This window comes from Pelomonas sp. Root405, assembly GCF_001425165.1.
Taxonomy (GTDB): Bacteria; Pseudomonadota; Gammaproteobacteria; order Burkholderiales; family Burkholderiaceae_C; genus Pelomonas.
Window position 1 is genome coordinate 482,339 of the sequence record NZ_LMDU01000012.1, and the last position, 17,619, is coordinate 499,957.

At 67.4% G+C, this 17,619-nt stretch carries 15 protein-coding genes; 5 read left to right on the top strand and 10 right to left on the bottom strand.

From position 1 onward, the window contains the following. Positions 1-273: 273 nt before the first annotated feature. On the bottom strand, positions 274-1,563 hold the full coding sequence (locus tag ASC81_RS15105; protein ID WP_056268696.1) for a phosphatidylserine/phosphatidylglycerophosphate/cardiolipin synthase family protein: 1,290 nt from the start codon (positions 1,561-1,563) through the stop codon (positions 274-276). 295 nt (positions 1,564-1,858) lie between these two features. On the opposite strand from ASC81_RS15105, the gene ASC81_RS15110 reads away from it, so the two are divergent. Further along, positions 1,859-2,089 (top strand): hypothetical protein, encoded by a 231-nt coding sequence (locus tag ASC81_RS15110; protein WP_056268697.1) that lies wholly within the window; start codon positions 1,859-1,861, stop codon positions 2,087-2,089. Between the two features lie 287 nt (positions 2,090-2,376). Here ASC81_RS15110 and ASC81_RS26610 read toward each other — a convergent pair whose 3' ends face one another. From ASC81_RS26610 to ASC81_RS15115, 3 genes are all read right to left on the bottom strand, one after another. Continuing rightward, positions 2,377-2,523, bottom strand: a complete 147-nt coding sequence (locus tag ASC81_RS26610; protein WP_200946867.1) for a hypothetical protein — start codon at positions 2,521-2,523, stop codon at positions 2,377-2,379. A gap of 185 nt (positions 2,524-2,708) precedes the next feature. Continuing rightward, positions 2,709-3,821: a DUF4062 domain-containing protein gene (locus ASC81_RS26615; RefSeq protein WP_082536535.1), complete on the bottom strand. Its 1,113-nt coding sequence runs from the start codon at positions 3,819-3,821 to the stop codon at positions 2,709-2,711. Positions 3,822-3,999: 178 nt separating this feature from the next. Continuing rightward, the gene (locus ASC81_RS15115; RefSeq protein ID WP_056268699.1) at positions 4,000-5,949 is read right to left on the bottom strand and encodes a sigma-54-dependent Fis family transcriptional regulator; all 1,950 of its coding nucleotides are present in this window, start codon (positions 5,947-5,949) and stop codon (positions 4,000-4,002) included. 284 nt (positions 5,950-6,233) lie between these two features. On the opposite strand from ASC81_RS15115, the gene ASC81_RS15120 reads away from it, so the two are divergent. After that, positions 6,234-7,757, top strand: a complete 1,524-nt coding sequence (locus ASC81_RS15120) for an aldehyde dehydrogenase family protein (protein ID WP_056269079.1) — start codon at positions 6,234-6,236, stop codon at positions 7,755-7,757. 37 nt (positions 7,758-7,794) lie between these two features. Here ASC81_RS15120 and ASC81_RS15125 read toward each other — a convergent pair whose 3' ends face one another. Then, positions 7,795-8,442 carry a hypothetical protein gene (locus tag ASC81_RS15125; RefSeq protein ID WP_056268701.1) on the bottom strand — a complete coding sequence of 216 codons (648 nt, stop codon included), beginning with the start codon at positions 8,440-8,442 and terminating at the stop codon, positions 7,795-7,797. Between the two features lie 176 nt (positions 8,443-8,618). Between ASC81_RS15125 and ASC81_RS15130 the strand changes: the two genes are divergently transcribed. Then, a complete protein-coding gene (locus ASC81_RS15130) occupies positions 8,619-9,110 on the top strand; it encodes a GNAT family N-acetyltransferase (RefSeq protein ID WP_056268703.1) in 492 nt (163 codons plus the stop codon). A gap of 175 nt (positions 9,111-9,285) precedes the next feature. Here ASC81_RS15130 and ASC81_RS15135 read toward each other — a convergent pair whose 3' ends face one another. Further along, entirely contained in the window at positions 9,286-10,560 is a 1,275-nt protein-coding gene (locus ASC81_RS15135; RefSeq protein ID WP_056268704.1) for a glycerophosphodiester phosphodiesterase family protein, read from the bottom strand. A 193-nt stretch (positions 10,561-10,753) separates the two neighbouring features. On the opposite strand from ASC81_RS15135, the gene ASC81_RS15140 reads away from it, so the two are divergent. Further along, positions 10,754-12,520, top strand: a complete 1,767-nt coding sequence (locus tag ASC81_RS15140; RefSeq protein WP_056268706.1) for a S8 family peptidase — start codon at positions 10,754-10,756, stop codon at positions 12,518-12,520. An 18-nt stretch (positions 12,521-12,538) separates the two neighbouring features. Here the strand turns inward: ASC81_RS15140 and ASC81_RS15145 are convergent, their stop codons facing one another. From ASC81_RS15145 to ASC81_RS15160, 4 genes are read right to left on the bottom strand one after another with little or no spacing between them, the layout of a single operon-like run. After that, positions 12,539-13,804, bottom strand: a complete 1,266-nt coding sequence (locus ASC81_RS15145) for a glycoside hydrolase family 10 protein (RefSeq protein ID WP_056268708.1) — start codon at positions 13,802-13,804, stop codon at positions 12,539-12,541. 4 nt (positions 13,805-13,808) lie between these two features. Then, on the bottom strand, positions 13,809-14,942 hold the full coding sequence (locus ASC81_RS15150; RefSeq protein ID WP_056268710.1) for an acyltransferase family protein: 1,134 nt from the start codon (positions 14,940-14,942) through the stop codon (positions 13,809-13,811). Further along, complete coding sequence (locus tag ASC81_RS15155) at positions 14,939-16,213, bottom strand: MFS transporter (RefSeq protein ID WP_056268711.1); 1,275 nt, start codon at positions 16,211-16,213, stop codon at positions 14,939-14,941. Before ASC81_RS15155 ends, ASC81_RS15150 begins: the two co-directional genes overlap by 4 nt. Beyond that, entirely contained in the window at positions 16,210-17,091 is an 882-nt protein-coding gene (locus ASC81_RS15160; protein ID WP_056268714.1) for an N-acetylmuramic acid 6-phosphate etherase, read from the bottom strand. The genes ASC81_RS15155 and ASC81_RS15160 overlap by 4 nt, the downstream gene beginning before the upstream one ends. A gap of 221 nt (positions 17,092-17,312) precedes the next feature. Between ASC81_RS15160 and ASC81_RS15165 the strand changes: the two genes are divergently transcribed. Beyond that, the gene (locus tag ASC81_RS15165) at positions 17,313-17,567 is read left to right on the top strand and encodes a hypothetical protein (RefSeq protein ID WP_056268715.1); all 255 of its coding nucleotides are present in this window, start codon (positions 17,313-17,315) and stop codon (positions 17,565-17,567) included. Positions 17,568-17,619: the final 52 nt, after the last annotated feature.

A 17,619-nucleotide genomic window follows, 5' to 3' on the forward strand; every position in this document is an offset into this window, starting at 1 on the left:
CCAAATCGAGTTTGACGTGCGGCTTTGACAGGGGCGCCGCCGGAGGCCCAGCCCTTTCGCGTCACGTCGCCCTTTGAGGCTCCGACGCGGCTCAAGGCTCGCGCCAATCAGATACCTGCGAATCTCGCTGTACACAGTGATTTCCCTTCCGGAGCGCTCAGCTCATGCAAGGAAGGGGGGCGTCATCATCAGAACTGACGATGGCGGCGCGGCGCTGCCACGCGAGTGAAACCGCCATCTGGTCAGTGGCGGGCGCCGGTCCGACGGGTGCGTTCAGAGCTGCGCGTGCAGCACCGACGCCGCGCGCTCCAGCAGCCGCTCGGTCCAGGGCCGGTTGCGCCACTCCTCGGGCGTGATGCGGCGCGACTTGGCCCAGTCGGCCTCGAACACCTGCTGCTGGATGCGGCCGAACTCGGCGTTCATCACATTCAGGTTGGCCTCGTCGTTGAGGCGGAAGGAGCGGTTGTCGAAATTCGTCGAACCCACCGACGAGAACACGCCGTCCACCACGATGCCCTTCACATGGAACATCGTCGGCTGGTACTCGGCGAATTGGATGCCGGCATCGAGCATCGGTCCCCAGCTGCCGCGCGACGCGTGGCGCACCACCTCCGCATCGATGTGCCCGCTGGGCGTCAGCACGCGGATCTTCACGCCGCGCTTGGCCGCGTCGATCAAGGTCTTGATCGTCAGCTCGTCGGGCACGAAGTAGGCGTTCGACAGGTCGATGCTCTTGCGCGCCGCCGTGATGGCCAGCAGGTACATCAGCTGCATGCTCTCGCTGCCGCCGCTGGGCGAACTGCTGAACATCTGCGCGTCATGCGGCCCGGCCGGCTGCAGCGCCGGGAAGTAAGCCTCGCCATGCAGCACCTTGCCGGTGGCCCGCATCCAGTTGTCCAGGAACACCGACTGCATCTGCGCGACCACCGGGCCCTGCACGCGGTAATGCGTGTCGCGCCACTCCGTCTTGTCGCGCGCATTGCCGCGCCACTCGTCCGCAATGCCCACGCCGCCGGTGAAGCCCAGGCGCCCATCCACGATCAGCAGCTTGCGGTGGGTGCGGTTGTTCATCTGGCGCCAGTTGCCAAACGCCGGCTCGTGGAAGCGCACGCACTCCACGCCCGCCGCCTTCATCTGCTCCACCAGCGCCGCGTCCATCTTCAGACTGCCCACCCAGTCCAGCAGCACATGCACCTTCACGCCGGCGCGGGCACGCTCCGACAGCGCCTCGACGAACTCGCGGCCGATGCTGCCCGACCAGTAGATATAGGTCTCGAACGTGATGGTGGTGCGCGCCGAGCGGATGGCCGCCAGCATCGCCGGGAAGATCTGGTCGCCGTTGAGCAGCGTCTCCACCTGGTTGCCCGGCACGATCTGCGGGCCGAGCAAAGCGCCCAGCGCCCGGCGGAACTCCGCGTCGTCGGTCTCGTACAGCTTGGGCAGCTGGTGCTCGATCTTCTTTTCCTGGCCGGCCAGGTTCTGATAGATGAACACGCCCAGCAGCGTCAGCGCCACCGTGGCCAGCATCACCGCCAGATAGGAAGACTTGGTGCCCTTGCGCATGGATGGGTCCGCAAAACGCCCGCCTTGAGGGGCGGGCGCTGGATCAAGCCGACCGCTGTGAACCGCGCGTCGGCCTGTGTTGGCGAAGCCGGCAACCTGGCGGCTTCAGGCGCTGATTTTAGGAACGAAGCGCGTGCGGTTTCGTAGGCGGAGGCGCCGCGATCAGTGGCGGGGGCACGCCGTCGCGCGGCGTGTCGGCAGCGGGTGGTCGCGGGCTGTGATGTGCTTGACGTGCATCAAGCAGGCCGCCCGTTGCGCGGCGCATGCTGAACCCTCCCGTCCTGGAAGGCCAACCATGCAAGCCCGTGCCACCGTTTCTTTTTTCCTGCTGCTGGCGCTTGCCGGCTGCGCGGCCACAGCGCCCAAGCCTGTGGACCACTCGGCTCATGCCGGGGCCGGTGCGCGCACCGAGGCTGCTGCAGGCAAAGGCGGCGGCATGAAAGGCAAGATGGACGAGATGTGTCGCAAGCACGCTGCCGAGCCTGGCCGGGCGGCCAGTGCGCCGGGGATGATGGCCGAGCATTGAAAGGGTGCCGGGGGCTGCGGCGGGTCGTTGAATCGATGGTGCCATCACGATCCGCGCATGGGCCACCAGGCCGACTTCGCCCAGCACTTTCACGGCCGAGAGGGCGGCGTTGGTGGCACGCTCAGGTAATGGCGGCCGCGGCGCGCACGGCGGCCAGGGCGGCCGGGCCGGCCGCGCGGCAAACGCAGCCCAGTCGGCGTCGGCCACCTGGCGATTGAAGAACTGCGCCAGGGCCTGCCGCGTCAGCGCGCCAAAGTCGGCGGTGTCGAGGTCATCCAGCGAGATGCCTATGTCCGGTAGTCCGGCAGGAAGCCCGCCGTGCACAGGTGGAAGAGCCCCGGCAGCAGCTTGCGCTTGGCGAGGTCGCCGGTGGCGCCAAACAGCGCCACCAGCTGAGGTAAGCGCGGCCCAACCCCGGGGGGAATCTTTGCCATGTTTGAGGTGCTCATGCGGTCAGCTGCGACGCTGGAAGGGCTAGCAAAGATTGAACCATCGGGCCGCTCGGCGCAGCCCTGAGCAGGCTCGGGGTCGGGTCTCAAATCTGAATTCCAGCGAGCCCATCCTGCGGTGGTGGCAGGGAATGGCTGCACCGTTGAGACTTAAGCCGGACTCCGAGAGGCTATTCGGCAGTGGGTACGGAGTCGGACTGGATGTCTGGCCCTTTTGCCGGAGTACGCAAGGCTGCAAATGCCTTCAATGCTCCGGCCAAGGGAGATTCAATACCTGGGGACTTTTGAATCGCTTGCGCATTAATCAAGCGTTTTTCCCCTGCCGACGTAAGCTTCCAATAGGTAAGCTTGTCTGCCACCGCTCTGCGTTTTGTACCGGGAATCATTTGTCCAAGAGCACGGAGTTGAATCTTAATTTGGTCTGCTACGACGTGCGGCAGAACCACTGACTCATACGTAACTTTAATCTTATGCTCGCGTTCTAGTGCGTGATAAAAGCATAATTTCAGTTTGTCTGAGAATTCCCTTTCCGAGCATTCATTCAGTAATGCTGGTCCAACGTACCTAAGAATTTCGTCCCAGGTGGTTTTAACCGGCGCTCTTGCTCTGTCCTCTTTACCGACCTCAATATAAGAGATAGTCGGTGCGTATGGATCAGAGCCCGAGGCAATGCCTTCTACTGCTTCGCTGCCATTAGAGTTATCTGACGTTCGTTCGGCGATGAGTTCTGCGTTGCGGGCGCGAAGATTTGCCACTTCAACCATCAGCGCGTCAGTCGCCGCAAACCGACCCCGAACCCATCCTTCTGAGGGATGGGCTTTCCTGAGATTAACCAAACTTCGAGAAACAAGGCCTCCCAGTTCGCTGGAGTTGTTCCAATATTTGCAGTGATGCGCGCCCTCTACTTTTTTCCTGAATGTTTCCAGCTTAACCTTCCCCGCATCAGATTTCTCCGCCTTGCCTGAAGGTATCTGGTTTGGGTCCTTATGTATGAATGCCATTAACGGCTTGCCGGTGCTGGATGCGTAGTCATATTCCTTTTCTGTGTATCCGACGCCATTGGGGTCAAGTGATCCATATCTTCCTCCAACTATGAGGCAATAATAATCGGAGTCGTCTATTACCCCTTTTATAAGTTCCCAGGCGCTTGCCGTGGTGGCTGGAAATAGCTCCATTCCCGCAGGGAAACAGTCGAGTTCCAAGAGTGCCTGTATTACTTCGGCTCTCTCTTCTTGCAAATCGGCATAAGTCGAGGAAATAAATACTTGATGGCGACGTTCCATTGCTTCTCCCGTTGGATTGGATTTTTATTAATTTTCTGCGAAGCTGAATTCTTGCATGCGCGCCAAGCACAAAGAATACTTTCCGCTGTGGCGATCACACTCGTGGTCAGCAGTAGACGTATTAGCGCATCCGTCTGTACATCGCGTTGCTACCGAGGTTTGCGGTCAGGCCTCAAATCTAAAGTCCAGGCGATCCGCCCTTGAGCCGCCGGTACAGCGTATTCCTGCTGACTCCCAACTGCCGCGCGGCTCGCGACACATTTCCGTCGAACGCCGCCAGCGTTTCCCGAATGCGCATGTCAGCCAGCTGGCGAAGGTCGCCGCTTGACGGCAAAGCGGCCGGCACGGCAACACCAGCAGCGTTCTCCTGGGCTTCAGACAGCTCGGCCCCCACCTGGACCAGCGTCAGCGTGTCGTCCTCGTCGTCCAGCAACGCCACCGCCGTCCTCACCACATTCGCCAGCTGCCGCACATTCCCCGGCCAGCGATAGCGGCTGAACAAGGCCATCACCTCGTCACACACCCCCAGCGCCCGCTCCGGCGCCTCGGCCTTCAACAGCCGGGCGACCAGCTCGCCTAGGTCCGACCGCTCCCGCAGCGGCGGCAGGCTCAGCGTCAGGCCGTTGAGGCGGTAGTAGAGGTCTTCGCGGAAGCGGCCGGCGGCGACTTCGTCTTTCAGGCGGTGGTGGGTCGCGCAGATCAGCCGGAAGTCCACGTCCACCGCCGCGCCGCCGCCCAGCGGCGTGACCTGGCGGTCTTGCAGCACGCGCAGCAGGCGGGCCTGCATCGCCAGCGGCATGTCGCCGATCTCGTCCAGGAAGAGCGTGCCGCCGTGGGCTTCGCGGATGCGACCGGGGGCGCCGTGGCGGTTGGCGCCGGTGAAGGCGCCGGGGCAATAGCCGAAGAGTTCGGCTTCGATCAGTGTCTCGGGCAGCGCGGCGCAGTTGACGGCGACGAAGGGCTTGTCGCGGCGCGCGCTGCTGCTGTGGATGGCCTTGGCCAGCAGCTCCTTGCCGGTGCCGCTTTCGCCTTGCAGCAGCAGCGGGATGGCGGGCTTGTCGAGCAGTTTGCGGGCGCGGGCGAGCAGGGCGCTGAAGGCGGCGTCGCCGGTGTCCAGCGCGGCGAGGGCGTCTTGCGGGTGCCAGGCGGCGTCGGTGGCGGGCAGCGCGGGCGCCGGTCTGCCCGGCGATGCGGGCGTCGCCGGGCTGCGACGCAGCGTCTGGCCGGGCTCCAGGCGCATCCACAGCGGGGCGCTGCCGCCACGGGGCAGCGCATGCGGCGCGGCGCCGTGGGCGAGCAGCGCGCGCAGGTCCAGGCCGAGCACCCGCTCCACGGTGGCCGCGCCGATGTCCGGGCGGGCGAGGCCCAACAGCTCCAGCGCGACGGTGTTGGCGCCGGTGACCCAGCCGTCTTCGCTGAGCGCGAGCAGGCCTTCGGTGACGGTGCCGAGGCCTTCCATCTGCGCGTGCAGGCGCAGGTGCAGGCCGGCGCGGAAGCGGTCGAGAAAGAGCTGGTGCTCGATCATGCGGGCGCCGCTGCGGGCCAGGGCCAGCGTGTGGCGGTGGTAGCCGCGGCGGTCGCCGGAGATGTCGAGCACGCCGAGCAGTTGGCCGGCAGGGTCGGCAATCGGCGCGGCGGCGCAGGTGAGAAAGCCGTTGCGCGCCAGGTAGTGCTCGCCGGCGTGGACCACGACGGGCGCGCCTTCCGCCAGCGCGGTGCCGATGGCGTTGGTGCCGCGCCATTGCTCGCTCCACAGCGCGCCGGGGCGCAGGGCGACGCGGGCGGCACGGTCGGCGAAAGGCGCGTCGCCGCTGGCGTGCAGCAGCAGGCCGTGGGCATCGGCCAGCAGCACCAGGCTGTCGCTGCCCTGCACCTGTTCGTTGAGGAAGGCCATCACCGGCTTGGCGTGGGCCATCAGCGCGTGGCGGTGCTCCAGTGCGCGGGCGAGCTGGGCGGCGCTGGCGTGCGGCGCGCCTTGCGGGCGGCCCTCGGGCGCAAGGCCGAAGTCGCGGCAGCGCGCCCAGCTGGCCTGCAACGGGCCGGTGATCAGGCCGCTGGCGACGCTGCCGGTCTCCAGCCACTGACGGCGGGCCAGGCGGATGCGCTCGGGCGGGGTGGGCGTGGACATGCAGCTTGTCTCCTAATGGCCTCGTATTGAAGGCTCTGCGGCGGACAGTAGCCTGACGGTGGGGCGCGTCAAGTGCTTGGTCGGTTTGCACGGCAGCTGTGCCGAAACGGCACGGTGTGCCAGCGCGGGTGTGCCATTTCGTGACAGTCCAGCGCTCGCCGCACTGCGTTTTGTGCGGCTGCGAGGGCGTGCTGGCGCAAGCGGCGCTGGCATGCGGCTTGCGCTTGAAGGACCGACCGGCGCGCGACCGACGCCGGGCCATCAAACCCTTTGGAGACAGCCCCATGACCGTTTACGCCCCACCCGGCGCCGCCGGCGCCAAGATCGCCTACAAGCCCCGCTACGACAACTTCATCGGCGGCAAGTTCCAGCCGCCGGTCGAGGGCCAGTATTTCGACGTGATCTCGCCGATCAACGGCCGGGTCTACACCCAGGCCGCGCGCTCAAACGCCCGCGACGTCGAGCTGGCGCTGGACGCGGCGCATGCCGCCGCGGCCGGCTGGGGCGCCACGCCGCCGGCCGAGCGGGCGAATGTGCTGCTGCGCATTGCCGACCGCATCGAGCAGAACCTGGAGCTGCTGGCCTACGCCGAGACGGTGGACAACGGCAAGCCCATCCGCGAGACGCTGAATGCCGACCTGCCGCTGTGCGTGGACCACTTTCGCTACTTCGCCGGCTGCGTGCGGGCGCAGGAGGGCGCGCTGAGCGAGATCGATGGCCACACCATCGCGTATCACTTCCAGGAGCCGCTGGGCGTGGTCGGCCAGATCATCCCGTGGAACTTCCCGCTGTTGATGGCGGCGTGGAAGCTGGCGCCCGCTTTAGGCGCCGGCAACTGCGTGGTGCTCAAGCCGGCGGAAAGCACGCCCATCGGCATCCTGCTGTTCGCCGAGCTGATTGCCGACCTGCTGCCGCCGGGCGTGCTGAACATCGTCAACGGCTACGGCAAGGAGGCCGGCACGCCGCTGTCCACCAGCAAGCGCATCGCCAAGATCGCGTTCACGGGCAGCACCGTCACGGGCAAGCAGATTGCGCAGGCGGCGGCCGCCAACCTGATCCCGGCCACGCTGGAACTGGGCGGCAAGAGCCCCAACCTGTTCTTCGACGACGTGATGGCCGAGGACGACGCCTTCCTCGACAAGGCCATCGAGGGCCTGGTGCTGTTCGCGTTCAACCAGGGCGAGGTCTGCACCTGCCCGAGCCGCGCGCTGATCCAGGAAGGCATGTTCGACCAGTTCATGGAACGCGCCGTCAAGCGCGTGGCGGCCATCAAGCAGGGCAACCCGCTGGACACCGACACCATGATGGGCGCGCAGGCCTCGGCCATGCAGATGGACAAGATCCAGACCTACCTGGCGCTGGGCAAGGAGGAAGGTGCCAAGGTGCTGATCGGCGGCGAGCGCGCACAGCTGGGCGGCGACCTGGCGGGCGGCTACTACATCCAACCGACGCTGTTCCAGGGCCACAACCAGATGCGCATCTTCCGCGAGGAGATCTTTGGCCCGGTACTGGCCGTGACGACCTTCAAGACCGAGGCCGAGGCGCTGCAGATCGCCAACGACACGCCCTACGGCCTGGGCGCCGGCGTGTGGACGCGCGACGGCAGCCGTGCCTACCGGCTGGGCCGCGGCATCCAGGCGGGGCGCGTGTGGACCAACTGCTATCACGCCTACCCGGCGCACGCGGCCTTCGGCGGCTACAAGGAATCGGGCATCGGCCGCGAGACGCACAAGGGCATGCTGGACGGCTACCAGCAGACCAAGAACCTGCTGGTCAGCTACAGCCCGAACGCGCTGGGCTTTTTCTGACGGCAGCGCAAGCGGCCGGCGCGGGCCGGCCGCAGCTTCAGCGGCGGCGCCGTGCCATCGGCACCGCCGCCAGGGCCAGCATCACGAGCGGCAGCGAGCCGGGCAGGGGCAACTGGTTGGGCCCGCGCATGGCGACGCGCAGGTTATCCAGGGCGCTTTCCTCGTTGACGCCGTTGGCCTCGTGGGCCTCGGTCCAGCGGAAAGACGTGATGACCGAGTCAGACACGATGCCGATGAAGATCGGCGAGCCGTCACCGCCCGAGATGGCCAGGTCGCGCGTCGTGCCGTCGCTGAACAGGAAGGACAGCAGGCCCTGGTCGACCGCGGTGCTGCCATCACCGGGGATGGACTCGAAGCTGACGATGTCGAGTGCGGCGGCCAGGAAGGGCAGCGCGTACTGGGCTTCGAAATAGCCGTTGCCGGCCTGGCGCGCCGGGCCGAAGGCGGCGGCGGTCTTGGACGCGCCGAACACTTCCACCGGACCGATATTGCTGCTGAGCGTGACGCCCGGCAGCACGTCCACACCTGTCAGGTCGGTGCCGTTGGCGTAGCCGGAGAAGTCCTGCAGCTGCGCAGAGCCGCTGATGGCGGCCTCCCAGGCGGCCAGGTTGTTGAAGACCGAGACGGTGGCAGCCTGGGCCATGCCGGCGGCGGACAGGGCGAGGGCAATGAGGATGCGGCGCATGGGGTTCTCCGAAGACGGGTCAGCCATTGGGCGACCGGGTGGCGCGCAGCGCCCACCCCAAGGACTTGGGGTCACCCCCCGGGATGCAGGGCGGGCCATCCCTGCCGCCGGGATGAGGTCGGTGCGCCGCAGCATGACCACTGACGCCGCTCGGTGACCAAACTAGGCTTGCGGCCATGCTGAGCTTCAGACCCTTGTTTCCGCAAGACCAGTCCACGCTGTGGGACTGGCTTCACATCGCGCTGTGGGACCCACCGCCTGCGCCACTGCGCCCCCGCGAGGTGTTGGAACACCCTGGGGTGCGCATCTATGCCGAAGCCTGGGGGCGCCCGGGCGACATCGGTCTGGTCGCCGTGCATGACGGCGTGGACGCCGGCGCCTGCTGGATGCGCCTGCTGCCCGAGGGCGTGGGCCTGGCCTCGGTGGACGCAGCCACGCCGCAGCTCGGCATCGGGCTGTGGCCGGCCTTCCAGCGCCGGGGCATCGGCCAGGCGCTGATGCGGGCGGCGCTGGAGGCCGCCTGGCAGGCCGGCCATGCGCAGGTGGCGCTGACCGTGCACCCCGAGAACCCGGCGCGGCGCATGTACGCCGCGTGTGGCTTCGAGGAGGCGGGCTTGCGCGGCAGCTACCACCTGATGGTCGCCAAGCTTCCGATGGGTTGGACTTGACCCGCGGCGCAGCCTGCGGCCCCGCCAGCGACCACCGTGGATCCGGCTCTGCCGGTCCACTGGTGGTTGCCAAGGCCAGAGGCCTTGTCCTTCGCCAAGCACAAACAGTCCTCAGGACTGTTTGTGTCCGGGCTCAGCCCCCTTGAGGGGGCGCGCGAAGCGCGTAGGGGGTGGGCTATTTCTGACCCATGCAGTTGGCGTAGAACGACGTCGTGGCCGGCCAGTCCGAGAACACGCCAAGCACGCCGATGTCCTGGGCCAGCACGTCCAGCACGCGGTAGACATCGCCTTCACGCTTGATGGCGGTGTCGAAGGTTTGGAAGTAGAAGCCGTTGCCGCCGTCGGCCAGGATGCCGCTGCGCTCCAGCGTCCACGTGATGATGTCGAGGCCGGCGGCCTTGGCGTTGCGGGCGTACTGAGACGGCAGGATGTTGCCGCTGGTGTCGGCCGTCAGCAGCGCGAACAGCGGCGGCGCGACGATGCGGATGCCCTGGGCGCGATAGGCCTTGAGCTCCGCCGCGCTGGGCAGGTCGGCCACGACGTTGGCGTCGTCCAGGTAGACGGCCTGGCGGCCGTAGGCGGGCTCGTTCTTGACCCAGTACAGCACGTCGTTGATGTCGAAGCTTTGCGGCCACAGGTCGCGCGGCGAGACGCCGGCGGCCTTGTGCTCGTCGATCATCTTCTGTGCATAGGCGGCCTGCGTGAAGCCATCGAAGGGCATGACCACGCTGGGCGACTTCAACTCGGGCGTCATCTTGACGTCGAGCTTCTTGAACAGCGCGATGGATTCCTTCAGCGTCAGCAGCGTGCCGCTGGTCGGGCCGGCATTGATGTCGGTGCGCCAGTTGGCCGTGCCGGCCATGTACTCGGCGACGGTGCGGCCACGCGGGTTGAAGGCGTCCATCTTGCCGCGCAGGGTCTTGAACTCGGCCAGCGTCAGCTCGCTGGTGCGGCACTCGGCGGCGGCCGGCGCGACCAGCGTGCCGGCGGCGTCGAAGACGGCCGGCGTGAAGGGCTTGACGCACTTGCTCGCCAGCGGCGTGGCCAGGATGTTGGTCGTCGTGTGCAGGTCGTTCTGCGCATGGCGGCAGACGAGTTCCTTGTCCTTGGTGAAGGTCACGTCGCACTCGACGATGCCGGCGCCGCTGCGGGCGGCGGCTTCGTAGCTCTCCTGGGTGTGCTCGGGGAACTGCAGCGGCGCGCCGCGGTGGCCGATGGAGAACAGCGTCGGCTTGAAGTTCTCGCGATGCGCGGCGCAATGCTGCAGGCGCTTCTTCAGCGGGCCTTCGCTCATCTCGTTGGCCAGGAAGAAGGGGCGCGGGCCGAGCTGCACGCTGGCGATGCCGCCGTCGTTGCGGCGGCGGTCGTCGTCATGGTCACGGTTGGCCTGTGCGGGCAGGGCGGCGGCGGCCAGCGCGATCAGCGCAAGGCGGGTGAGGAGGCGGCGCATGGGAATGTCTCCGGTTCGGTGGGCAAGCCCGCACGCTAGGCAACTGCGATGAAACCGGCATGACAGCGGCCAGTTGCTGCGCAAGCTAGGGGTGGGTCGTGGCAACAAACGAAACCAATCAAGCCCGGGCCTGAAGCGGCACTGCAACCGGCGCTGCCGACATTGAGGGTTCTTTGAAACGGAGACCCTTTCCATGCATTCGATCCGCCAGCCCTTCGCCCTCAGCTTCATCGCCGCCGCCCTGTTCAGCGTCATGAACCCGGCCTCCAGCCAGACGCCGGCCCGGCCGGAGCCGCAGGCGGCTGGCCTGATCATCAAGTTCAAGGACGGTGCGCGTTCGCCGGTGGCCGCCAAGGCGGCGCTGCAGGGCTTTCGCGCCATGAGCGAGGCGCGCGGCCAGCGCGTGGCCTTCGACCGCGAGAGCGCCTTCGGTCGCCGCGTCATCCGCCTTGCGCAGCGCGTGCCGGCACGCGACCTGGCCATGCTGGCGCGTGACATCCAGGCGTCCGACGCCAGCATCGAGTCTGTCGAGATCGACCACGTCGTGCAGCCCAGCCTGACGCCCAACGACACGAACTTCAACAGCCAGTGGGACATGTGGAGCGCCACCGGCGGCATCCGTGCCGACCGGGCCTGGGACCTCAGCCAGGGCTTTGGCCAGCGCGTGGCGGTGCTGGACACCGGCGTGCGTCCTCATGCCGACCTGGTGGCCAACCTGCTGCCGGGCTATGACCTGATCGCCGACACCGACCGCGCCGGTGACGGCGGCGGTCGCGACAGCGACGCCAGTGACCCGGGCAACGGCGTGGCCGCTGGCGAGTGCGGCTGGTTCTCGGATGCCAAGGCCAGCAACTGGCATGGCACCCACGTGGCCGGCACCATCGCGGCCGTGGGCAACAACGCCGCCGGCATCAGCGGCGTGGCGCCCAAGGCCAAGATCGTGCCGGTGCGCGTGCTCGGCAAGTGCGGCGGCGCCGAGTCCGACGTGGCCGACGGCATCGTCTGGGCCGTGGGCGGCACGGTCGGCAGCATCCCCAAGAACGTCAACCCAGCCATGATCCTCAACCTCTCGCTGGGCGGCGAGTACAGCTGCGGCAGCACCTACCAGGACGCCATCAACTACGCCCGCGGCAAGGGCGCCCTCATCGTCGTGGCGGCCGGCAACGACAACCAGGACGTGGCCGAGCAGGCGCCCGCCAACTGCAACGGCGTGCTGGCCGTGGCCGCCACCAACCGCCCCGGTGCGCGCGCCAATTACTCGAACTTCGGCAGCAAGGTTGACATCGCCGCGCCGGGCGGCGACGCCGCCAACGGCAATGTGCTGTCGCTGTCCAACAGCGGCACGATGGGCCCCGTGGCGGACGCCACGGCCGGCCTGCGGGGCACGTCGATGGCGGCACCCCATGTGGCCGGCGTGGCCGCGCTGATGCTGGCCAGCAATGCGCTGATGTCGGCCGCCGACACGGCCTATCTGATGAAGTCCACCGCGCGCGCCTTCCCCGGCAGCTGCAGTGGCTGTGGCAGCGGCATCGTCGACGCCGAGGCGTCGGTCATCGCTGCCAAGGGCTTCCGCACCGAGCGCGAGCCCAACGACACGCTGGCCTCGGCGCAGTACATGAACGTCTTCCCGGCACGCGTGATCGGTACGCTGCAGGCCGCCTACCCCGAGAAAGTGGATGTCTTCTCGCTCAACTTGGTCAACGGCATGGGGCTGAGCGCCAATATCACGGCGCTGTCCTTCGACTTCAACTTCAGCGCCACCCTCGAACTGCTGGACGCGACCGGCAAGCTGCTGCGCACGGCCAGCATGGTCAACGGCAAGCCCGAGGTGAACTACTTCAATACATCGGGCAAGACCATGGCCGTCTACCTGCGCGTGAAGGGCAGCTCCACGCAGATGTTCTCGACGGGCGACCGCGGCTACGAGTTGAAGATGTTCCGCCAGTCGTCGACGTTCTGAGCGCGTTGTGGCCTACCTTCAGCGCGCCGCGTAGCTTTGGCTGCGCAGCGCGTCGGCAATGCCCTTGCGGTTCTGCGACAGGGCGGCCATGCTGAAGTGGATGTGGCCGCTGCCCGGTGACAGGCGCCGGACCGCGTCGATCTGCGCCACCACCTCGTCGGGCAGCCAGCTCTGCGGCGTGTCGTTGATGCGGCTGGTGAACAGGCCCGGGTGGATGGGCCGGCCCAGCGGGTTCAGCGCGCGCCAGGCCTGCAGCAGCGGCTCGAAGGCCTGGGCGGTTTGCGCGCGCGGCCAGTAGAGCTGGGGCGCCAGATAGTCCATCCAGCCCTCACGCAGCCACAGCTCGACGTCGGCATACAGCTTGTCGTACTGGCTGAAACCGGCAATGCCGGCCGGCCGCATGTCGGGCTTTGGCAGGCCGAAGGGGCTGATGCCCACGCGCGTGCCGGGGCGCACCTCATGCGCCAGCACATACATGCGCTGCACGAGGGTGTTGACGCTGTAGCGCCGCCAGTCGTGGCGGCCCAGGGAGCCGCCCTTGGCCGTGTAGCGCTGCCAGCTTGGCTCGTCGGGGAAGTCCACTTCAAGCTTGGTGGCAGGGTCCGTGATCGGGTAGGGGTAGAAGTAGTCGTCGATGTGGATGCCGTCGACGGCATAGCGGCTCAGGATGTCGCGCACGACTGCCAGCGTCTGTTCGGCGGCGGCGGGGTCGCCCGGGTCCATCCAGAGCTGGTCGCCATAGCGCTTGACCCAGTCACGGCTGCGGCCGATGTGCGTCGAAGCCAGCTCGGACTTGGCCGAACTGTGGCGTGCGCGATAGGGGTTGATCCAGGCATGCAGCTCCAGCCCGCGCAGCCGGCATTCGGCCAGCCAGACGGCCAGCGGGTCGTAGCCGGGATGCTGGCCCTGGGTGCCGGTCAGGTACTCGCTCCACGGCTCCAGCTTCGATTCGTACAGCGCATCGGCGCTGGTGCGCACCTGCAGGATCAACGCGTTCAGGCCGATGTTGACGGCGGTGTCGCACAACGACTTGATCTCGGCCTGCTGCGCCTCGGCGCTGAGGCCCGGCTTGCTGGGCCAGTCGATGTTGGCGACGGTCGCGATCCATGCGGCGCGCCATTCGCGCGGCGGCGGTGGCGGCAGCTTGCCGGCGGCACCGGGCGCCTGCGACGAGGCGGCCAGCGCGGCGTCGGTGGGCGAAGGCGCTGTGGGCGGCGTGGGCGGCGTCGCGCAGGCGGCCAGCAGGGGAACAGAGGCGAGGCTGAGCAGGTCGCGGCGTTTCATGGATTCACACTTTCACGAACCAGTGTTTTCGGTACATCACCCAGGCGATGGCATACATGACCAGCACGAAGGCCAGGGCATGCAGCAGCGAGGCGTTCTTGGGCGCCAGGCCCAGGTCGACGATGGGCTGGTAGAGCGCGCGGCCCAGCGTTCGGCCGTCGCCGAACTTGATGACGCCGAGCATCTTGGCGACGAAGCCGGACAGCACGAACAGGAACAGCGCGTTCATGCCGAAGACGACGAGGGGATGCAGCAACCGGGCCCAGCGCGCACGCGCCAGCGGCTGTGGCGCAGCGTCCAGCAGCCAGTAGAAGACGGCGAAGACGATGCAGGCCCAACCCGCCATCGCGAAGACGAAGGACGGCGTCCACAGCGACTTGTTGATCGGCATCAGCCAGGCGTCCAGCACCTGCCCGATCCACAGCGCGGCCAGGCCGGCCAGCATCCAGGTCATGGCCTTGTCGGCCGGCTGCTTCTTTGACGCCAGCACATAGCCGGCCAGCACGCCGAGCAGCTGCGACGACACGGCAGGCAGCGTCGACAGCAGGCCCTCGGGGTCCCAGGTCTTGGCCTGTCGCCACAAGTGGCCGTCCATCAGCAGGCGGTCAACCCAAGCGCCGGCGTCCTTGCCTGGCTCCAGCACGCCGGTGTGGACGATGCCGTTCGCATCCGGCACCGGCAGCAGCAGCTGCACCGCCGAGTAGATGGCCATCAGCACCAAGGCCCAGACCGCCACGCCGCGCACGCCGCACCAGATGACGATGGGCGCCGCGGCCAGCGTGCACAGGCCCAGGCGCTGCAACACGCCCGGGATGCGCACGGTTTGGAAGTCGAAGCTCGGGATCAGGTTGAGCAACACGCCGATGCCGATGATGACCAGGGCTCGGCGGGAGGTGGCGAGCAGCAGGGCCGTCTTGTCTGCCCCCGCCTGGGCGCGGCGCGCCAGGCTGATCGTCATCGCCATGCCGCTGATGAAGACGAAGAAGGGGAAGACCCAGTCGGTGAACGTCCAGCCATGCCATGGGGCATGCAGCAGCGGCGCGTAGACGTTGCCCCAGTCGCCGGGGTTGTTGACGAGCAGCATCGCGGCGATGGCGAAGCCGCGGAAGGCGTCGAGGCTGAGGATGCGGTCCTTCACTCGGCCTTCTTCCCGAATCCGTCCGGCACCTTGATCAGCGCGGTCATGATGAAGCTGGGGACCGTGGCGATCAGCACCCAGGCGAAGAAGGGCACGTAGCCGACCTGGTCCTGCAGCCAGCCGCTCCACATGCCCGGGATCATCATGCCGAGCGCCATGAAGCCGGTGCAGATCGCATAGTGGGCGGTCTTCTGCGGCCCGTCGGCCACATGGATCATGTACATCAGATAGGCCGTGAAGCCCAGGCCATAACCGAACTGTTCGACGGCAAGCGCCGCGCTGATGACGACCAGGCTGGTCGGGTGGGCCATGGCCAGCAGCAGGAAGGCGACATTGGGCACATGCATGGCCAGCACCAGCGGCCACAGCGCACGCTTGAGGCCGATGCGGGAGATGACCCAGCCGCCGTACAGGCCGCCCAGGGTCAGCGCCGTCAGGCCCACGGTGCCGTAGGCGATGCCCACCTGCTTGGTGGACAGGCCCAGGCCGCCCTGCTCGACCGGGTCGAGCAGGAAGGGCGAAGCGAGCTTGAGCAGCTGTGCCTCGGGGAAGCGGTAGAGCAGCAGGAAGCCCAGCACGACGGCGATGCCGGGCTTCTTGAAGAAGCTGGCGAAGACGGCGAAGAACTCACTGGCCAGGCCATGCGCCGCGCCGCGGCCCGGGCCCCGCACATCCGCCGCCGGCCGCGGCAGCACCAGTGCATGCCACAGCGCCAGCACGACGAAGAGGCCGCCCATCAGCCAGAACACGGTGGTCCAGGCCTCGACGACGCTGCCGCTGCGCTCGGTCAGCTCACCGGCCAGGTAGACCAGGCCGCCCTGGCCGCCGATGTTGGCCAGCCGGTAGAAGGTCGAGCGCACGCCGACGAAGGCGGCCTGGCTGTGCTGCGGCAGGGCCAGCATGTAGTAGCCGTCAGCGGCGATGTCGTGCGATGCCGAGGCGAAGGCCATCAGCCAGAACACCGCCAGCGACAGTTGGAAGACCTTGTCGGTGGGAATGGTCAGCGCCACGCCCGCCAGTGCCGCGCCGACGAAGAACTGCAGCACGACGACCCAGCTGCGCTTGGTGCCGAACAACTCGGCCAGCGGCGACCACAGCGGCTTGATGACCCAGGGCAGGTAGAGCCAGCTGGTGTAGAGCGCGATGTCGGTGTTGGAGATGCCCAGGTTCTTGTAGAGCACCACCGACAGCGTCATGACGACGACGTAGGGGATGCCCTGCCCGAAGTAGAGCGTGGGGATCCACGCCCAGGGGGATCGTTGAGCGCTCACGCGGCGAGCGCTTTGCCGACGTTGCCGTCGGCTGCATCGAGCAGCTGGCGCGCCGCGTCGGCGCCGACACCCCGCTTGAGCATCACCAGCGCCGTCTTCACATGGTGGTCGCATTGCGCAAGAGCGGCCTGCGCGTCCGCCTCGCTGGCGCCACTGGCGCGCACGGTCAACGCCACGGCGCGCCTGACCAGTTTCACGTTGGTCGCTTTCAGGTCCACCATCAGGTTGCCGTAGACCTTGTTGAGCCGCACCATCAGCGCCGACGAGAAGGTGTTCAGCGCAATCTTCTGCGACGTGCCGGCCTTGAGCCGTGTGCTGCCCGAGATGACCTCGGGGCCGGTGTCCAGCGTGATGCCGATCTCGGCCTGCTCGGTGACGGGCGCGCCGGGGTTGTTGGCGAAACCGATGGTCAGCGCACCTGCTGCACGCGCGGCCTCGATGGCGCCCAGCACATAGGGCGTGCCGCCGCTGGCGGCCAGCAGCAGGGCCACGTCGTTGGGGCCGGGGTTGAGTGCGGCCAGGTCGGCGGCGCCCTGGGCGCGGTCATCCTCGGCACCTTCGACGGCGACGAACATCGCGCCCTGGCCACCGGCAATGACGGCCATTGCCCGCTCGCGCGGCCAGGAGAAGGTCGGATACAGCTCCACGCTGTCCAGCACGCCCAGCCGCCCCGACGTGCCTGCACCGGCATACAGCAGTCGCCCACCAGCGCGGATGCGCGGCAGCGCGGCATCCACCGCGGCGGCCAGCTGGGGCGCGGCCGCCTGGACGGCAGCGACGGCGGCAGTCTGGTCGGCAATGAACGCATCCAGCAAGGCCGGCGTGGCGTATGTGTCCAGGTCGGGATGACGGGTGCTCGGTGTTTCGGTTTTCAGCATGGGACGAGGTGGCGGCAAGCTGCCGGACTCTAGCGGCTGGCACAGCGACATGACGAATGCCACGCGCCATTGCAGCCATAACGGTAGGTAATCAGAATCCAACCGTCGGCTGAAGATTTTGGGCGAGGCCCCCGACGGATGCCGGCAAGTCGATGTCGAAGCACCGGGATCGACTTGTGGCGATGACCGATCTCAACCACTTCCTTTTCAGGAGACTCCCCATGAACGCATCCATGAAGACCGGCCTGGGCATCGCTGCCGCCGCTGCCGCGCTGTTTGCCACCGCCGTGCCCACCACCGCGATGGCCGCCGATGGCATGGTCAAGTGCTCCGGCGTCAACGGCTGCAAGGGCAGCTCGGAATGCAAGACCGCCAAGAGCGGCTGCAAGGGCCAGAACGGCTGCAAGGGCCAGGGCTGGGTCAGCAAGAAGACCGCCGAGGAATGCACCAAGGCCGGCGGCAAGGTAGAGAAGTAGCCCACCCCCGAGGCGCTCACGCGCCTCCCCCTCAAGGGGGCGCAGCCAGTGG